The sequence below is a fragment of the Rhizobium sp. TH2 genome (assembly GCF_024707525.1).
Classification (GTDB): Bacteria; Pseudomonadota; Alphaproteobacteria; order Rhizobiales; family Rhizobiaceae; genus Rhizobium_E.
The window spans coordinates 155,571-173,823 of the sequence record NZ_CP062232.1 but is presented as its reverse complement, the minus strand read 5'-3'; the positions used below and the strand labels follow the sequence as shown (position 1 = coordinate 173,823).

Sequence of the window (18,253 nt, the reverse complement as noted above, 5' to 3'; positions counted from 1 at the left end):
AAGTCAAGTTACGGATGGTTCTTAACAAACTCGGGCGCATTCTCGCAGGTCGTCAGCACAGCGTTGGGGGTCTGACGTTCCTCGACTTTCTGGCCTGCGGCGACGGCGAGCGCGGCTTCGACGGCGAGAACGCCCATCTTCTGCGTGCTCTGCGTCGCGGTGACGATGAAGGGGCCCTTGCATTTGGCGAGATGTTCCAGTGCCGAGACGTCACCGTCATAGCCGCCGATGATGACCTTGTCGGAAAGGTTGGCGACATCGACAGCCTTCGCCGCACCCATCGCTAGGCCGTCGGCCTGTCCGAAGATCATCGTGATGTCGGGATGCGCCTGCAGCATGTTCTGAGCGATCGAGAAGCCCTCGTCGGCGGACCACATATTGCTCCATTGCTGATCGACGAGTTCGACGCCCGGATTTTCGTCGATCGCACGCTTGCAGCCTGTAAAGCGATCGACTTCCGGCGTGGTGCCCTTCTGGCCGTGGATGATCGCGATCTTACCCTTGCCGCCGGCCTTTTCGATGATGTGCTTGCAGACGGCATATGCCGATTCGACGCTTTCGCCGGCGATGAAGGTATCGCCCGGCGCGTTGTCCGGGACGCGGTCGACATTGATCACCGGAATACCGGCTTCGCGTGCAAGACGCGTCGGAACTGCTGCCGCGGCGGCTCCTGCGGGAATGTAGATGAATGCATCGATGCCTTGGGTCATCAGATCCTGCACCTGGCTGACCTGCGTGGCTGTGTCGTTCTTGGCATCGACGACGACGACTTCGATCCCCTTGCTCTTCGCATATTTTTCAACACCCAGCTTGATCTGGTTGAAAAAATCCGCCTGAAGATTCGGCACGGCAAGGCCGATCTTCTTGACCTCCGCCGCGGATGCGCCGAGGGGAGACATCAGGATCGCGGCGGCGGTGGCCGCCATCAGCAGTTTTGAAAATTTCATGGTTACTCCTCCGATTTACCCGGTGGATTTTCCTGCTCGGCAGGACCACCAGCTCCCTTTTGCCGGTCCGCACCATTGCTGACCGTTTCCAGCATCCCGTGGCGCCCGCGCCGACGGGATGAAGATTCCTCACTTCCGCTTGCGATAGGTCTCCGCCGTGACCGCCAGAACGATGACGGCGCCGATGATCACCTGCTGCATGAACGGTGAGACGCTCAACAGATTGAGCCCGTTGCGCAGGACGCCGATGATGAGCACGCCGATGATCGTGCCGCCGATGCCACCCGTGCCGCCTGAAAGCGACGTGCCCCCGATCACGACGGCGGCGATGGCATCGAGTTCGTAGGAGACGCCGGACGAAGGCTGGACCGAATCCAGCCGAGCCGCCAGGACCATGCCGGCCAATCCCGCCAGGAAGCTGCAAACGACGTAGACGAGGACGGTCGCGCGCTGAACGTTGATTCCAGCCAGACGCGCCACTTCGGCGTTTCCGCCTATAGCGTAAAGAATACGGCCGCCGTGGCGATAGCGCTGATAGAGCAGACCGAGGATGAACACGATAAGCATTACGGCGACGGTCAGCGTCAGAAAGCCGCCGAACCGGACGATCGCCATCGTGTTGAACCAGGCTGGAAAACCGATGATCTGCTGCCCATCGGTTATCATGTTGGCGACGCCGCGCGCGATCGACATCATGGCAAGCGTCGCGATGAACGCGGGCACGTTGAAACGCGTGATGAGCAGACCCGCGATCAAGCCATTGAGCGAGGCGACGAACAACGCAAGTGGGATCGCAAGCCCCATCGGCACGCCGGCTACCACGTTCAGGTAACCGAGCACCATCATCGCCAGGGCCATGACGGAACCGACGGCAAGGTCGATGCCGCCGATCAGGATGACAAGCGTCATGCCGACGGCCATCACGCCGAGAACCGTGATTTGATCCAATATATTGAGGAAGTTCCTCACCGAAAGAAATTTGTCGGTCGCGAAAGTGAGGAACAGGCACAGGACGATGAGGCCGATCAACGGCCCCGTGGCCCCCCGCATCGACGGAAACATAGAGCGCACGCTCCCTTCATTGTCTTTCATCGTCGCAAGCATCTAGCGCTCCTCCCGCTGCCTGCTCCTCTAGCAGCGATTAGCATAAATATTCAATACCGTTTGTAAATTCGTACATGATGGCTCCATCGCATGTCAATATTTTTATTCCAGCATAATTAGCGCAATCGGCAGGCTTTTCGCTTGACTTGCCGCCGCTTAGTGCAAATATATGTGCAACTGTATATTTATGCACAAAGAGGGTTTCATGCAGCCGAACGATCTCGACCGTATCGCTCGACAGATCCGACTCCGCGATCTCCAGGCGGTTTTCGAAGCAGGCGCCGGCCATATCGGCGGAGAGATGTCCGCGATCGACATTCTCACCGCGCTCTATTTCCGGGTGCTACGCATCTGGCCCGATCAGCCGAAACATCCGGGTCGGGATCGTTTCGTGCTTTCGAAAGGGCATGTCGCGCTCGCGCTTTATGTGACGCTTGCAAAGCGTGGATTTCTGCCCGAGGAAGAAATCAGCACATTCCTGAAGCCGCATTCGCGGCTGAACGGACATCCGAATTGCACCAAGGTTCCGGGCATCGAGACCAATACCGGGCCCCTCGGCCACGGCCTGCCGGTTGCGGTGGGAATGGCCAAGGCCGCGAAGCTCACCGGCGGCAGCTATCGCACCTATGTCATGACCGGCGACGGGGAGATGCAGGAAGGATCAAACTGGGAGGCCATCTCCTGCGCTGCGCAGTTCGGCTTGGACAATCTGACGCTGATCATAGACCACAACCGCTTCCAGCAAGGCGCCACCTTGAAGGACACCAACAACCTCGCCCCCTTCCCAGCCAAACTCCAAGCCTTCGGCTGGGATGTGACCGAGATCAACGGCAATAGCATGGACGAAATCGTTCCGGCGCTGGAATGGCGTGGCAACCGGCCGCATTGTATCGTTGCGCATACCAACAAGGGCCATGGCATCTCATTCATGCAGGACAAAGTCGAATGGCATCACAAGGTACCGAATGCCGAGCAATACAAGATCGCGACGAGCGAGCTTTCGGAGGCCCTGTGATGAACGCCATGACATCTTCCGCCACGTTGCATGACTGCCGCGACGCCTTCGTTTCCACGCTCGAACGCCTGAGCGCAGAGAATTCCAGGATCGTGGCGGTCTGCAACGACTCCGTCGGCTCGTCGAAGCTGGGTGGGTTCAAATCCAAATGGCCGGAAAGGCTGGTGAATGTGGGCATCGCCGAACAGAATTTGGTGGGCGTTGGCGCGGGCCTTGCGAATGGCGGCCTCCTGCCCTTCGTCTGCGGCGCCGCCTGCTTCCTGACCGGGCGGTCTCTCGAGCAGATCAAGGCCGACATCGCCTATTCCAATGCCAACGTCAAACTCGTCGGCATTTCGTCCGGCATGGCTTATGGCGAGCTCGGCCCGACCCACCATTCCATCGAGGACTTTGCCTGGACGAGAGTCCTGCCCAATCTGCCGGTGATCGCGCCTTGCGATTCGATCGAAACGGCTGCGGCCGTGGAATGGGCGGCCGCTTATGAGGGGCCGGTCTTCCTGCGACTGTCGCGCGTGGGCGTGCCGGACCTACTGCCCACGGGTCACAAGTTCGAACTGGGGAAGGCAAACCTGCTGCGCGATGGCGATGCGATTACCCTGATCGCCAACGGCACCCTGACCCATCGCATCTTGAAGGCGGCCGATCTTCTCGCCGAGAAGGGAATTGATGCGCGCGTGCTCAACATGGCGACCGTCCGCCCACTCGACATGGATGCAATCGTGGCGGCGGCCCGCGAAACCGGTGCGATCCTGACGGCGGAAGAACACTCCGTCTTCGGCGGTCTCGGCTCGGCGATCGCCGAAGTCGTGGTGGCCGAAGCGCCCGTGCCAATGAAGATACTCGGTGTTCCCGGCATTTTTGCCCCTACCGGCTCGGCTGAATTCCTGCTTGACGAGTTCGGCATGTCACCCGCCGCTATTGCCGAGGCGGCGACTGCACTCATTGCACGGAAGTCCTGATGCGCGTTTTATGCGCGACTGGATGACGTGCCGGGCGCGGCGAAGCCTCCCTTCCGCCGCGCCTCCTATTGTCGCCTGCCGGAGCTGCCATGACGACCGCCATTCTCGCCATTGATCAGGGCACCACGAACTCCAAGGCCGTCCTCGTTTCGACGACTGGAGAGACACTGGCGCGCGGTTCGTCGCCTGTCGGCATCGAACACCCGCAACCCGGCTGGGTGGAACAGAGCCCGTTTCGCATCTGGCAATCGGTGCAGGAGGCAATCGCCGCCTGCCTGCAAGCCGGACCGACGACGGACATTCTGGGACTTGCGATCTCCAATCAGCGCGAGTCCGTCACCATTTGGGATGCAGCCACGGGCGAGCCTCTCGGCCCGGTCGTGAGTTGGCAATGCCGCCGGACCGCCCCGGACTGCGCAAGCTTGATCGCTGCCGGCCATGCGCCGCGGGTCCAGACACTGACCGGCCTGCCCATCGACCCGATGTTTCCCGGTCCGAAGATGAAGTGGCTTCTCGATCGTGTCCCCACTGGACGGGCGGTCCGGCTCGGCACCATCGACGCCTGGCTGATCCATTGCCTGACTGGTGGGGCGGTCCATGCCTGTGATGCCTCCAATGCCGCTCGCAGCCAGCTTTACGATCTCAACCGCCAAGTCTGGAGCGACGAGCTTTGCGACCTGTTCGGCGTGCCACAAAATGCCCTGCCCGAAGTGCGCGATAGTTCTGCGCGATTCGGAACGACCAGGAGCGTGCCCGGCCTGGAAGATGGCATTCCGATTTCCTCGGCCATCGGCGACAGCCACGCCGCGCTCTTCGGACACGGCGCCTTCCGTCCCGGCGACGGCAAGGTGACCTTCGGAACCGGCTCGTCCGTTATGACGACCCTTCCCCACTTCATAGCGCCGCAGCAAGGCATCACGACAACGATCGCCTGGTCGATTCATGGCCAACCGACTTATGCCTTCGAGGGCAACATTCTCGTTTCGGCGGCGGCTCTGCCCTGGATGACGGAGATGCTAGGCTTGTCGGATGTGCAGGAGCTAACCGATCTCGCCGCGGCGGCCGAGCCGGGCGGACCGGGCTTCGTGCCGGCCTTTGTGGGCCTTGGGGCTCCCTACTGGCAGGCCGATGCCCGGGCACTGTTCTCCGGTATCACATTCAACACGACACGCGCCAAAATGGCCCGCGCAGTGACGGATTCGATGGCATTCCAGGTCCACGACGTTTTCAAGGTGATGTCCGCGCAGTCGCCGGCACCGCTTGGACGCCTCTACGCCGATGGCGGGCCGAGCAAGAATATCTTTCTGATGCAATGCGTGGCGGATACGCTGAACCACGCCATCATCCAATGCGACGCGCCCGAGGCTTCCGCGCTTGGTGCCGCCTATCTGGCCGGCCTCTCGCTGGGCGTCTGGCCCGATCTTGCCGCCATCGCCGCCCTGCCGCGCCCCGGCAATCTCCTGCGCCCGCAGGCTTCCGACATTGCGGCGCGGCTTCTGATCTGGCGAGACGCAATCTACCGCTCGACCCTTCCGAATCCTTCAACTATGAGTGAATAAAAATTCACACTTGGAGGAAACCATGGGACGACTCAACGAGCTGCGGCTGATCGCCCGAGTTGCACAGATGTACCATGTCGAGAGCAAACGGCAGGCGGAGATTGCCGAGATCATGCATATGTCGCAGGCGACCGTCTCGCGCATGCTGAAACGGGCGGAGCAGGAAGACATCGTCCGCACGACGGTTATTCCTCCGCCGGGAACCTTTGCTGAGCTCGAAACCGCGTTGCGCGAGCGCTACAGCCTGACCGAAGCCATTGTCATCGATTGCTCCGAAGACCGGGACGGCGCGATCATGGCTCGCATCGGCGAGGCAGCAGCGCATTTCCTGGAAGTCACCCTTCAACAGGACGAGATCGTAGGCGTCTCCAGCTGGAGCCAGACCATCCTGCGCATGGTGGACAATATCCACCCCTTCAAGAACGCCAAGGCTAAATACATCGTGCAGATTCTGGGCGGCATGGGAGATGCCTCGGTGCAGACCCATGCGACCCAGCTCACGGCCCGCCTTGCCCGGCTCACCGGTGGCGAACCGAGGCTGCTTCTGGTTCAGGGCATCACGTCGTCCCGCGAAGCAAAACTCGTCATGCTGGCCGACCCCGTCGTGCGCGAAACGATGGATCTGTTCGGCCGGTTGAGCCTGGCAATCATCGGCATCGGCGCGGTGGAACCGTCCGAGCTTCTCGCCCGCTCCGGCAATGTCTTCTCCCGGCAGGAGATGGCGATGTTGAACGAATCCGGCGCTGTGGGCGAGATTTCCTACCGGTTTTACGACGAGGACGGAAAGCTGGTCGAATCGCCGCTCAATGAACGGGTTATCGGCATTTCACTGGAAGACCTCAGGAGAGCCGACCGCGTCATGGCGTTGGCGGGCGGAGAATCGAAAACCCAGGCCATCGCCGGCGCCCTGAAGCTGGGCGTCATCGATGTGCTTGTTACCGACAAGTTCACCGCAGCCAGACTGACGGCCTAGCCTCCTTTGAGATTGGTCTTTGTCTGCTGCGCATTATGGAGGAAAGACCATGAAACGTTTCGCAGGCCAGACAGTCTTTGTCACCGGAGGCAACAAGGGCATCGGCCACGGCATTGCCAAGCGCTTCGCCGAAGAGGGAGCCAAGGTCGCCATAGCGGCGATCGACAGCAACACAGCCGAGGCCGCCGCGGCGCTCGGCGAGGACACAGGTTCACAGGTCATCGGGCTTACCCTTGATGTGACCGACGCCAAGGCCGTGCGGGAAGCTTACGGCAAAGCCGAGGCTGAGCTGGGAGCCATTTCGGTCTCGGTCCAGAACGCGGGCGTCATTACAATCGCCAAGGTCGAAGACCTGACGGAACGCGAGTGGGATCTGAATCTGGACGTGAACACCAAAGGTGTCTTTTTATGCTGCCAGGAGGCCATCCGCCGCTTCCGCGCCAGCGGCACCAAGGGCCGTCTGATCAACACCGCGTCCGGCCAGGCGCGCCAAGGCTTCATCTACACCCCGCACTATGCCGCCTCGAAGTTCGGAGTGGTCGGCCTGACGCAAAGTCTTGCCAAGGAACTGGCGCGTGAAGGCATCACCGCCAACGCGATCTGCCCCGGGATCATCCACACGGAGATGTGGGACTATAACGACCGCGTCTGGGGTCAGATGCTCGGCGAATATGGTCCGGGCGAACTGATGGCCGATTGGGTCCGGGGCATCCCCATGGGCCGCGCAGGCACGCCCGCCGAGGTCGGCGCCCTCGTCGCGTTTCTCGCTTCGGAAGATGCGGGCTACATTACCGGGCAGGCGATCAACATCGATGGGGGGTTGATCATGTCTTGAGCTTGGCACCAAACTCGGCTCGCGGCGATGCCGCTTAAGCCGGCCTCTTTGTCATATGAGGCAAGACCAGAGCACCGCCAAATCGAGGTGGACCACGTAAGTCTCCTCCCGCAGATCCGCGCCCTGACGGCCCTCATTTCTGAATCTCAATGTGTCGATGACATCTCCGGCCGGCGAACCGGCCGGCGATGTGAATCACGCATTCAGCGTCTTGGTGAAGGGCATCGCTCGGAACCGCTTGCCCAGCGCTTTGTAGATAGCATTGGCGACCGCAGGTCCGATGGGCGGAACGCCCGGCTCCCCTATGCCGGAGGGCGGATTGGCGGAGGCAAGGATAATACGCGATAGTTACATCTTTCGGCAATGACTCCACTGCCTTCAACAGGCATCCCACGGATTAAGAATGCACCACACCGACTGAGCCTACGAGGCGGAGGCCATCGCCAGCCTGTGTCCGAGAGATTGCAGGCGCATGCACGTTGTTCGTGGGCGATAAAATGCAGGTAACGCTCGACTGCAAATATGTGAGCTCATCCGCAGCTTTCAGCGACCGCTGAGCCGGCGGAGCGCAGAACCGAAGCTGCCAGGAGCCGGCCAAGCCACGGGGCATGCTCCAGCACCTGGAGCACATTTCCAGGCGTCCAGGAGGACTACATCGCGCAGCACCGGAGACAGGCCCTCGTTTTCCGCCAGCACGACCCGCTCGAGATCGTAGAGCAGCGGACATTGTCCCAATTAGGGCGGCGCCGTGCCGCCGTTTCGCTCAATGCTGCCTCCGAGCTGGCAAGCACGGCGTCGATTGCCGCGAGTTCCGCGGCCAAGGCGTCTTGTGGATCCAGTTCGAACGCCTCTCCTCCCCTGCCAGCTTCTGACACCGCCGCGGCCGGCGTCTCCGATAAAGGTCACCTATCTCTCAGGTCGGATAATCTTCTGGGATTCGCATTCTGCCTGAAACGCCTCAGGTCACCGGGAACGTGCTGCGCGCCGACCAAGTTACCGTCACAGGATCGCCGTCTGTAAGATGGGTGTCGGTTGAATTCGGCACCACGACTCGGATTTCGCGACCAATCGTCTCGACATGGAATGTGGAATTGACGCCGGAGAACATCTTCCTGACCACACGGCCGGTGAGTGCGTTCTCGGAAGGGGCGCCAGTGCCTGACTCAAGCCGCATGCGCTCAGGGCGGATGGCGCATTGCATTGCCTCTCCTGGCTTGCGGTCAGTTACCCCGGATACTCCGATCTCGGTTCCATCGGCCATCACCATCGTGTCGCCTGACCAGATTCCCGACAGAATGTTCGCATCCCCCAGGAAGGTCGCGGCAAACAGCGATCTCGGATGATTGTAGATTTCCTCGGGCGTCCCCTCCTCCACAAGCCGGCCATCCCTGAGAATGCCGATGCGGTCGGCCATGGTCAGCGCCTCTTCCTGGTCGTGGGTAACGAAGATGGTGGTGATGCCGATCTCGCGCTGGATCCGCTTGAGTTCGATCTGCATGTCGACGCGCAGCGCCTTGTCGAGCGCGCCGAGCGGCTCGTCGAGCAGCAGCACGCGCGGATTGATGACGATGGCGCGGGCAAGTGCCACACGCTGGCGCTGGCCGCCCGATAGCTGGTGCGGACGACGGGCACCAAGCTTGCCAAGTTGCACCAAATCGAGTGCCGCCTGCACCTTGGCCGCACTCTCCGCGCCCTTGATGCCGCGCACATCGAGGCCAAACGCAATGTTCTGCTCGACGGACATATTGGGGAAAAGCGCATAGTTCTGGAACACCATACCGATCTGGCGTTTTTCCAGCGGTATTCGCTCGACGCTCTCGCCGTCCATTTCGATCCGACCGGCATCCGGATAGTCGAAGCCGGCAATCATCCTGAGCAACGTCGTCTTGCCGGAGCCCGATGGGCCGAGCAGCGCATAAAAACCACCGTCATCGAAACGGGCGGAGACGTCGTCCAGCGCTTTGTGCGCTCCGAATGTGCGGGAGAGGTTTCTGACCTCGACACTTGCCATTACTTGTCTCCCCCGAATTTGTAGAAGCGCGCGGTAAACAGCATCAGCGCCATCGACAGCACGATGATGATGGTCGAGACCGCGTTGATCTCCGGCGTGAAGCCCTTACGGATGGCGGCATAGATCTCGACCGGCAGCGTCGTCTGTCCGGGCGTCGCAAGGAAATAGGACACGACGAACTGGTCGAACGACACGGCGAAGGCAAAGAGGCCGCCGGCGATGATGCCGGGCGCGATCCAGGGCAGCGTCACGCGGCGCGTTACCTGCCATTGGCTGGCGCCGAGCGAGCGGGCCGCTTCTTCCAGTTCCGGTGCGAATGTGTTGAGCCGGGCGTTGACGACGATGATCACGTAAGGCAGTGCCAATGCGACATGCCCGAGGATGATCGCATGCAGGCCACGGCCGATGCCGACACCAAAGAAGAAGATCAGCATGGCGGTGCCGGTGATCAGCCACGGAATGGCGATCGGTGGCAGCAGCAGCGCCTGCAGCACCTTCCTGCCGGTGAACTCATAACGGAACAGCGCCAGCGATGCCGCCGTGCCGAGAACGGAAGCGATGACAGTGGTGATGACCGCGATGAACAGGCTATTCCAGGTCGCGGCGATCAACTGGTCGTTGGCCAGGAATGACTCGTACCAGGTCGTCGTGAACTCAAGCGGCAATTGGTAGAAGGGCGAGGCGTTGAACGACATCAACCCCATGATGATGATCGGCAGGTAGAGAAAGGCGAGCAGCATCGCCACCCAGAGCCGTCCAACACGATTGAGAATGCGCGTGACCGGGTTCATTGCACCCTCCTCAGAACGGGCGAGGCAGCGGCCAAGATGACTAGCACGACGGCGAGCAGGATGAAGGAGAGCGCCGCACCCAGCGGCCAGTTGAACACCGCCACGAACTGGTCCTCGATGACAGTTCCGTAGAACGTACCGGTGCGACCGCCGAGAATGCGCGGCTCCATGAAAGAACCAACGACCGGCACAAAGACCAGCACAGCGCCGGCAATGATGCCCGGCACGGCCAACGGCAGGATCAGGCGCCTCAACACGGTCGGCCGCGAGGCACCCAGCGACCGCGCGGCCTCGATCAGGCTGTCATCGATCGCCTGCAGGCTGAGATAACAGGTCAGCACGATATAGGGCACGTAGGAATGGACCAGCCCGATGATGACGGCCGGATAGGAATACATCAGATCGATATTGATCTTGAACGGCAGGATGGCGTTGAGGCCGGTGTCGAGAATACCGCCTTCCCGCAGCACCATCGCCCAGGAAAAGATGCGCACCAGCCCGTTGCTCCAGAAGGGCAAGATGACCAGCAGGAAGATCGCCTCGCGGCTGCGGCCCTTGAATACTTTGGCCAACACATAGGCAGTGGGAAAACCAAGCACCAGGCACCAGAACGTCACCTCCAGCCCGAGCCGCAGTGATGACAGCAGCAGCTTGGCGTAGACGCTGGTGCTGAAGAAGGCCTCGTAATTGCCGGTCGTGAAGCTCCATTCCCGCCCCGAAAGCGGCAGGTCGGTCAAGAAGCTGAAAGACACCATGGCCGAGAGCGGCAGGAAGATTGCGACGATCAGCCAGAGATAGGCGGGGAGAAGCAAAGGCACGGCCTTGCGCAATCCCCATCTTGATGGATTGAGCACTGCCTCTGCCATGTCTCTCCTCCCGCCCGATTGGTCCGCTATATCAGCCGGATCACTTCACGTTGACTTTCAACTCTTGCCAAATCGCGAGGTACTTCTCGCGGGTGGCATCATCGACCGGCGCCTGGAAATTGATCCGCTCGGCGACCTTGGGATCGCCCATAACGACACGGTTGAAAGCATCTTCCGGAAGGCCCGCGACCGCCTTGGTGTTGGCGGAGACCGGCGCGCCGACCTTGTTGTCCCATTCGACATAGAAGGACGGGTCGATCATGTAATTGATGAAAGCTTCGGCGCCCGCGACATTCTTGGAATCCTTGGGGATCGAGAAAGCATCGAGCCACGCCACGGCACCTTCTTCCGGTACGACGAAGGTCACCGGCAGCTTGAAGTTCTTCTTGGCGCGCGCCGCCGAGCCGCTCCAATAGGTGCCCACGTCGATCTGGTTGCCGGCGACCATCTGGTTCCAGTCGTTCTCGGCGCTCCAGAAGGTGCGGATCTGCGGCATCAGCGAGGTCAGCTTGGCCTTGACCGCATCGAGGTCCTTGATGTCGTTGATATCCTGGCCGGTGGCGATGGCACCGAACTGCACGGCCTCGAGCGCATCGTCACGCAGCACGACCTTGCCCTTGTGCGCCTCGTCCCACATGACCTGGATGGAGGTCGGCGTCTTGTCGAAGGCCTTGTCGTTGACGGCGATCGAGGTTAGGCCCCAGACCCACGGCACGCCGTAGACCTTGCCGTCGCTATTGAGCATCGGCGACTTGGCCTTTTCGGCGCCGATATCGGCATAGTTGGCGATCTTCGCGGTATCGACCGGCTGGATCAGGCCTTCCTTCAACGCCTGGCCAGTAAAGGCAGCGTTGATCATCACCACGTCGTAGAGACCCGGATTGGTCCGGAGCTTGGTCAGCATCTCCTGCTCGGAGTTGAAATAGTCGTTGACTACCTTGTTGCCGGTGGCCTTTTCGAAGGCCTCGACGGCCCATGGCTCATCGGTGCCATAGCCCTTCCAGTTCAGCACATGGACGTCGGCGGCAAGCGCCGAGCCGATCATTACCAACGTCAGTGCAGTGGCGGTCGTCATCTTAGCAATCATGCTCGTCATGCTCATGATCATTTCCTCTCTTTTGCGTGTGCCTTGTTCCCATCTTTCTCCGCGTCAGGCGGAATTCTCTTCCCGGGCACGTGTCAGGAATTCTTTGATTTCGTCTGCGGTCGGCGCCATCGAGCCGCCGTGCCGCGTGGTCGAGATCGCCGCTGCCGCGTTGGCATAGCGTAGCGCACCCGCCGGCTTCTGCCCCTGGCTGAGAGCCGCGATGAAGGCACCGACATGGCTGTCGCCAGCGCCATTGGTATCGACCGTCTCGACTTTGAAGGCAGGCACGAAAAACGGCGTTGCAGCCCGCAGCGCCAGCAATGCACCGGCAGAACCGGCGCGGATGACGACGCCCTTCGCATGTGGACAGTGATCGGCCAGCAGCCGTGCGGCGAGCTCGTGGTCATTACCGGAACCGGCAATCACAGCCGCTTCGCTGCGATTGAGGCTGAGCCAGTCTGTCCGACGGAGAACCGATTTCAGGATATCGGCGGGAATCTCGGCCACGATGCCGGTTGGGTCGAAGGCGAATATTGCTTCGGCTGGCAATCCAGCAATGAAACCCGCCTGACTGTCGCGGCTGCCCGGATAGGCGAGGGTATAGCCCGACGTGAACACCCAGTCGCCCGGTTCAGGCTGCATGAAGGGATAGTCGTCAGGCGTGATCACGCCTTCGGCGCCCGGTTTCGATATGAACGTCCGCTCGGCATCGGCTTCCGTGACCAAGACGACGCAAGTGCCGCTGTCGATGCCGCGGCTCGCGGGCTGCAGACAGTCGATGCCCTCTGCCCTGAAAGCCTGGGCAAGCATCGCGCCACAGAGCCCGTCGCCAATCTTGCCGGCATAGGCAGTCGGCATGCCGCTGCGTTTGGCCGAGACCATCATGTTGAAGCCGCCGCCGGGCAAGGCCGCGAAGGTGGATGCGGTCAGGTCATCGCCCGGTGCAGGCAGACGATCCAACCGATAAATGAAATCGACAACGGCGCTGCCGATATGAATGAGGCGCGGACTAGCCATGCAGCGCCTCCGGCCTCGAAAGCGTGGCGGACCGCGCGGCAACCAGCGCCCTCGCCTGCCGCTTCGTTTCGTCAAGATCGATGCCGACCAGGCGGGCGATCTTGTCTTGGGGCAGGCTATCGTAACCCGCGCAGGCGCCGGCCATCGAACCCGCAATCGCGCCAATCGTGTCGGTGTCGCCGCCCAAGTTGGCGGCGATAACCGCAGCCTGCCAGACATCGCCCTTGGCGAGCTTCAGCACGGCAAAGGCAGCCGGCACGGATTCTTGCGAGGCAACGCTTGTGCCAACACGATCGAAGACGCGCGCAATTCCTTCGTCCAAGCTGCAATTTTCGACGAGATCCAGCGCCCATTCGATGCGTGCGGCGACACTGCCGCCCGCCACCCAATGTCCTTCGCGTTCGCCGGCGCGGGCTGCATCGACGGCAAAGCCAAGCGCCGTCCGCCAATCCGCGCCTTGAATGCCGTAGCTGATAACCGCAGCCACCGCTGAGGCGGCTGAAATGGCAATCGAGGTATTGTGCGTCGCGCGGCAAGTTTCGGCCACCCGCTTCACCAGATCGCCGGAGGGCCGAACCATAATGCCGACCGGCGCGATCCGCATCGCCGCGCCATTGGTGTCGCCGTAACGGCCCGCCTCTTCCGGCGATTTGCCGCTGTTGATGGCATCGATCGCGCGCTTGGTGGACGGGCCGAGCAGATCATAACCGCCCCGCACCTTGATGTCGTCTTCCCAGTCGATCAGCGCCTTGACCCAGGCGTGATGATCGAAGCCACCTTGCGAGCCCAGAAGAACCGACGACAGGAGCAAGGTCTGCTCCGTGTCGTCGGTAATCGTGCCTGCTGACAGGCCTTGGGAGACGGGATGATCGACGATTGGAGCGATGAAATCATCAACGAAGCCGTAATTCCGCGTGATCTCGGCAGGCGACAGAAGCTGGGTCGGCATGCCCATGGCGTCGCCCAGCGCCCCGCCGAGAAGCGCGCCCAGCGCCCGATTGAACATGATCTTGGAGGGCGCGGTCATGCCTAGAACTCCAGGTGCAATGCGAAGAAGGCGGGATTGAGCAGGCTGGTGACATATTCGATCGGTCGGCCGTCGGCGCCGCGCGTCAGCCGTCGTGTGCGCAGGAAAGCAGTACCTGCGGCGCAGTCGAGCAGGCCGGCATCGCTGTCGCCCAGCATTTCGATGTCTGCCCACTCCTCGCCGTGACTGGGTACGAGCCCCGCCTCGCGAAGAGTTTCACGGAGTGAGCCGGCGCGAAGGCCGCGTAGCGGCACATCCTCCAATTCCGGCAGAAGCGGCAGACGGCTGCGCTCGATCGAGATCGGCGTACCGTCGCCCACCAGCAGGCGCAGGCGATCGACCGCGATGAACGACGTGTCGGTGAGTCTCAACAGGCCAGCAAGCTCGGCGTCATCCATCACCTCGATGCGCAACGCCCGTGTTTCGGTCTCGGCACCAACATCCGCGAGCGCCTTCGACCAGCCGCTCGCGTCGTCGATCGTCTGACCATTGAAGGTCACGAATGACCCGATGCCGACTTTGGTGGTGATCAGGCCGCGGCTGTTGAGTTCCTCAAGGCCCTTGCGGAGCGTGTTGCGGCTGACGGAGAAGCGCTGCACCAGCTCGCTCTCACTTTGCAGACGATCGCCGAAGGCCAGCACGCCGGATCGGATCTCGTCCTCGAGCACCGACGCAATCTGCTCGGGCTTCGGAGCGCCCGGCTTCAATTGCGTCTTGAGATTTGCTCGCCTTGCCATATGAGACCTGTTCAGTCAACCTGTGCAATCCTGTTCACTAGCATGGCCATTAAATCCGCGCTGTCAAGGGAGCGAACGTTCCTTAGGCCTAACCGGGCGGACCCGATGCACCCTTGGGGCTGCGATTTAGGTGTGAATAGGCGCCGGACTTTGACCCCTTTCGGCTCGCTCCGAAGATTGACCCCTGTTTGCACTCTCGAAGGCGTTGTTTAGCTGTCGCTATTTTCGCGCCCGCAGGGCTCGACGTTCAGAGCCGGTAGTGGGGTCAAGAGTCGCGCCGAAACACACATCTGAGGGCAAAGGCCGAACGCTCCGTCGAAGCCCTGTGGGATAGAGTTGGTGACATCGTCAAACTCTCGAGCCGCAGGAATGCGCGAATTGCTTCGCAGCCGCAGGAAATGACCCCGAATAAAGTGGACCTGCTCTAGCACAAGATCAATGTATTTTGGCCATCAGCCGTGCGGCGGCAATCACGTCCGCGGTGTCCAAGCCTTCGCCGAACCGTTCGAACACCGGCTGCAGCAGTGCCCGCGCATCGCGCGCCCTTTCGTCGCCGAGCCAGAGCGTAGCGAGATCGGTCGCAGTTCGTAGCTCCCAGGCACGTGCGCCAATTTTCCGGCTGTACGCCAGTGCGCCCATGAAGCAGGTCTCGGCATCGTCGGCCGAAGCCGCCGGCATTGACCGAACGAGGTTTCCTCTTATGCGCAACAATTCCGGCATGTAGCAGAGGTCCCCGTTTTTCTCGACCAGGTCGATCGTTCGGTTGATCCGCGTCATGCCCTCCCCGATCTCACCGATCGCCGCCAGTCCGTTGACGATCGAGATCTCCAGCATGGTGGTGAAAACGTCGTAGTTTGCCGCGTGAAGCTTTTCGACACATTGCCGCAAGGTCTCCAGGCCAGGTTTCACATCGCCCCGGCGAATTGCGACCTCTGCTTCGAAGCCTCGGGCAACAGAGACATACGGCGACAGAAAATGCAGTCCGGCGCGCGAAATCAGCCATTCGATATGCTCTTCTGCGCTCCGAAGGTCATCCCGCCAGAGGAAGACGGCAATTCCCCCGAGCAATGCGATGCACAGGGTCAGCGAATGATCGAGTTCCGCCGCGTCGCGGATTGTCTGGCGCGCACGGATGTCAGCTTGCATGGGATAACCCTGTAGCCACAGGTTCCGCGCGAGAATCCCGCCCGCCAGGTGCTTTCCCTCGAACCCGACATAGCTCGCCGGCGTCCGCTTTGGCCCTGACGCACCCTTCACCGCCGCCTCAAGTTCGACGCGCGCACCGTCCAGATCGCCCGTGAAATGCAGCGAATTGCCGAGAAAGAAATGCCCCAGTTCGACCGTTGCAGCATCCGTCATCGTGGCGGCGACTTCCGAACAACGCCGCGCGTAGTGAAGGGCGGCGTTGAAGTCGCCAGTGCGCATCTTGAGCATGTTCAACGGCCCCAATATACGCAACTGATCGAGGGCGTTGCCCCGTTCCTCGGCGATCTCAAGCCCTCGGCTGAGGGCAACTTGCGAGGTGTCGCGGCCACCCTGCAGATACATAAGGGAGATTCCCAGACCGGCCTGAAGGTGCATTTCCTCGACGCTGCCTCGCGAGACGTCGTCCAGTGCGAGAAGCGCCCGCTCCGACCAGCGCTGACATTCGGGGAAAAGCGACATCACCTGAAAAACCGGGACTGCGGACGCCGCCAGCCTGATGCCAACCTTGACATCGCCGTTCTCCCCAAAACACCATTCCAACGCCGCTCGAGCGTTGTTTATGCTGATGAAATGCGGCACCCGCTCGAGACCCGTCGACAGGCTCGGCCAATCAGAGCCGAATTGCTCCAGCCAACGCTGATAGTACGCAGCGTGGCGCGCAGCCACTCCGGCACGGTCCTCATCCGTCAGAGATTGAAGTGCATAGGCGCGTGTCGTATCCAGCAGCCGATAGCGCATCGTCGCACCGATCGGATGGGTCGCAAGCAGTGATTTTGCCACGAGACTTTCGATTGCGCCAACGATGGCGAGCTGATTCAAATCCGGGGTGGAAGACACCTCCATTGCCGCATCAAGCGTGAAGTCTCCGACAAAGATCGCCAGCCTGCGAAGCACGACGCGTTCCATCTCCGTGAGAAGGCCGAAGCTCCAGTCGAGCGTGGCCTGGAGCGTCTTTTGGCGCGGCGGCGCTGCCCGGGATCCCGCCCATCCCAATGTCAGGTGCCGATCGAGAAGCTTGGCGGTCTCAAGCAGGCCATAGGTCTCGACCCGTCGCGCGGCCAATTCCAGGGCAAGCGCCATGCCGTCCAGCTTTCGGCAGATGCTCGCGACGACGCGGACATCACGGTCGCTGACATCGAGAGATGCTCCGCTGGCCGCAGCCCGCTCCATGAACAGCTGGATTGCGGGAAACGACAAAATCGCTTCGGTCGAAATTTCCGGATCATCCGGTGGGCAGGCGAGCGTGTCGAGCCTGTAAACGCTTTCGGCTTCGATCCTCAGGGCCTCGCGGCTTGTGGCGAGGAGATACACATGCGGCGCGGCGTCGATTATATTTGCCACGAGATCCGCAATTGCGTCTATCAGGTGCTCGCACGTATCGAGGACCAGCAGAATCTGCTTGTCGCACAGATAGGCAAGCAGGCTGGGACGCACATCGTTCGATCCGACCGGCAGCCCGAGCATCGAGGCGATGCCGGCCGCGACCAGACCGGAATCGCTCAGCATGCCATAGTCAGCGAATAAAACAGCCCCGTTGAAGCTTGGCGCGACATGGTGTGCCACCGCGGTGGCGACGGTGGTCTTTCCGACACCGCCGACGCCGACGATGGTGACCATGCGTGACTTCATCAGCTTGTCGGACAGCAGCAGGACATCTTCCTCCCGGCCGACCATTCGATCGAGGCGACCTGGAAGAATGGCATGGCGGAAATCGCCGTCTGTCCGAATTGTCGGCGGCGCTCTCGACCGAGTGATCGGCGCAACGAAACAATAGCCTCGGCCTGCGATGGTCGTTATGTAGCGCGCTCCATCCTGGCCGTCGCCCAGCGCCTTCCTCAGCCCCGTCATGTGAAAGCGCAGGCTGCCTTCCTCGACGATGACATCGGGCCATACCCGCGAAATCAGGTCTTGCTTGCTGATGAGTTTGTTGGGCGCAGAGGTCAGCGCGATCAACAAATCCATGGCGCGCGCGCCCAGTTCGATCGAGACCCCTTCCCTGGCAAGGAGGCGCTGGCTCACACTCAGACTGAAGGGACCGAAGGATAGTTCGTCAGCCGTATCGCCCGCAGCTCCAATCATGACGTTACCCGCAGCAAGCCCCACCCAAGCTCTTATACGC

Annotated in this window: 15 protein-coding genes and 1 pseudogene; 6 read left to right on the top strand and 10 right to left on the bottom strand. The window is 61.3% G+C overall.

The genetic code is table 11. From position 1 onward, the window contains the following. Window positions 1-8: 8 nt before the first annotated feature. Window positions 9-947: a substrate-binding domain-containing protein gene (locus tag IHQ71_RS29680; protein WP_258163083.1), complete on the bottom strand. Its 939-nt coding sequence runs from the start codon at window positions 945-947 to the stop codon at window positions 9-11. 129 nt (window positions 948-1,076) lie between these two features. Next, the gene (locus tag IHQ71_RS29675) at window positions 1,077-2,051 is read right to left on the bottom strand and encodes an ABC transporter permease (protein ID WP_258163082.1); all 975 of its coding nucleotides are present in this window, start codon (window positions 2,049-2,051) and stop codon (window positions 1,077-1,079) included. Window positions 2,052-2,256: 205 nt separating this feature from the next. Here IHQ71_RS29675 and IHQ71_RS29670 point away from each other — a divergent pair, with 205 nt between their 5' ends. From IHQ71_RS29670 to IHQ71_RS29650, 5 genes are all read left to right on the top strand, one after another. Continuing rightward, window positions 2,257-3,066 (top strand): transketolase, encoded by an 810-nt coding sequence (locus IHQ71_RS29670; RefSeq protein ID WP_258163081.1) that lies wholly within the window; start codon window positions 2,257-2,259, stop codon window positions 3,064-3,066. After that, entirely contained in the window at window positions 3,066-4,025 is a 960-nt protein-coding gene (locus tag IHQ71_RS29665) for a transketolase family protein (protein WP_258163080.1), read from the top strand. Before IHQ71_RS29670 ends, IHQ71_RS29665 begins: the two co-directional genes overlap by 1 nt. A gap of 89 nt (window positions 4,026-4,114) precedes the next feature. Then, window positions 4,115-5,584 (top strand): FGGY family carbohydrate kinase, encoded by a 1,470-nt coding sequence (locus IHQ71_RS29660; protein ID WP_258163079.1) that lies wholly within the window; start codon window positions 4,115-4,117, stop codon window positions 5,582-5,584. A gap of 22 nt (window positions 5,585-5,606) precedes the next feature. Beyond that, complete coding sequence (locus tag IHQ71_RS29655) at window positions 5,607-6,557, top strand: sugar-binding transcriptional regulator (RefSeq protein WP_258163078.1); 951 nt, start codon at window positions 5,607-5,609, stop codon at window positions 6,555-6,557. Between the two features lie 49 nt (window positions 6,558-6,606). Next, the gene (locus tag IHQ71_RS29650) at window positions 6,607-7,392 is read left to right on the top strand and encodes an SDR family oxidoreductase (protein ID WP_258163077.1); all 786 of its coding nucleotides are present in this window, start codon (window positions 6,607-6,609) and stop codon (window positions 7,390-7,392) included. A gap of 958 nt (window positions 7,393-8,350) precedes the next feature. Here IHQ71_RS29650 and IHQ71_RS29645 read toward each other — a convergent pair. The 7 genes from IHQ71_RS29645 to IHQ71_RS29615 form a co-directional block, all read right to left on the bottom strand. After that, window positions 8,351-9,403, bottom strand: a complete 1,053-nt coding sequence (locus IHQ71_RS29645) for an ABC transporter ATP-binding protein (RefSeq protein ID WP_258163076.1) — start codon at window positions 9,401-9,403, stop codon at window positions 8,351-8,353. Further along, a complete protein-coding gene (locus tag IHQ71_RS29640; protein WP_258163071.1) occupies window positions 9,403-10,194 on the bottom strand; it encodes an ABC transporter permease in 792 nt (263 codons plus the stop codon). The genes IHQ71_RS29645 and IHQ71_RS29640 overlap by 1 nt, the downstream gene beginning before the upstream one ends. Next, window positions 10,191-11,060 (bottom strand): ABC transporter permease, encoded by an 870-nt coding sequence (locus IHQ71_RS29635; RefSeq protein ID WP_258163070.1) that lies wholly within the window; start codon window positions 11,058-11,060, stop codon window positions 10,191-10,193. The genes IHQ71_RS29640 and IHQ71_RS29635 overlap by 4 nt, the downstream gene beginning before the upstream one ends. 40 nt (window positions 11,061-11,100) lie before the next feature. After that, complete coding sequence (locus IHQ71_RS29630; RefSeq protein ID WP_374990080.1) at window positions 11,101-12,147, bottom strand: ABC transporter substrate-binding protein; 1,047 nt, start codon at window positions 12,145-12,147, stop codon at window positions 11,101-11,103. A 63-nt stretch (window positions 12,148-12,210) separates the two neighbouring features. Then, window positions 12,211-13,164, bottom strand: a complete 954-nt coding sequence (locus tag IHQ71_RS29625; protein WP_258163069.1) for a PfkB family carbohydrate kinase — start codon at window positions 13,162-13,164, stop codon at window positions 12,211-12,213. Continuing rightward, window positions 13,157-14,191: an ADP-ribosylglycohydrolase family protein gene (locus IHQ71_RS29620; protein WP_258163067.1), complete on the bottom strand. Its 1,035-nt coding sequence runs from the start codon at window positions 14,189-14,191 to the stop codon at window positions 13,157-13,159. Before IHQ71_RS29620 ends, IHQ71_RS29625 begins: the two co-directional genes overlap by 8 nt. 2 nt (window positions 14,192-14,193) lie before the next feature. After that, window positions 14,194-14,928 carry a GntR family transcriptional regulator gene (locus IHQ71_RS29615; protein ID WP_258163065.1) on the bottom strand — a complete coding sequence of 245 codons (735 nt, stop codon included), beginning with the start codon at window positions 14,926-14,928 and terminating at the stop codon, window positions 14,194-14,196. Window positions 14,929-15,215: 287 nt separating this feature from the next. On the opposite strand from IHQ71_RS29615, the pseudogene IHQ71_RS29610 reads away from it, so the two are divergent. Then, window positions 15,216-15,340: pseudogene (locus IHQ71_RS29610) on the top strand (IS630 family transposase); the annotation flags it as partial. A gap of 23 nt (window positions 15,341-15,363) precedes the next feature. Here IHQ71_RS29610 and IHQ71_RS29605 read toward each other — a convergent pair. Further along, window positions 15,364-18,213, bottom strand: coding sequence for a helix-turn-helix transcriptional regulator (locus IHQ71_RS29605; RefSeq protein WP_258163063.1), 2,850 nt, complete (start codon window positions 18,211-18,213; stop codon window positions 15,364-15,366). Between the last annotated feature and the right edge of the window lie 40 nt (window positions 18,214-18,253).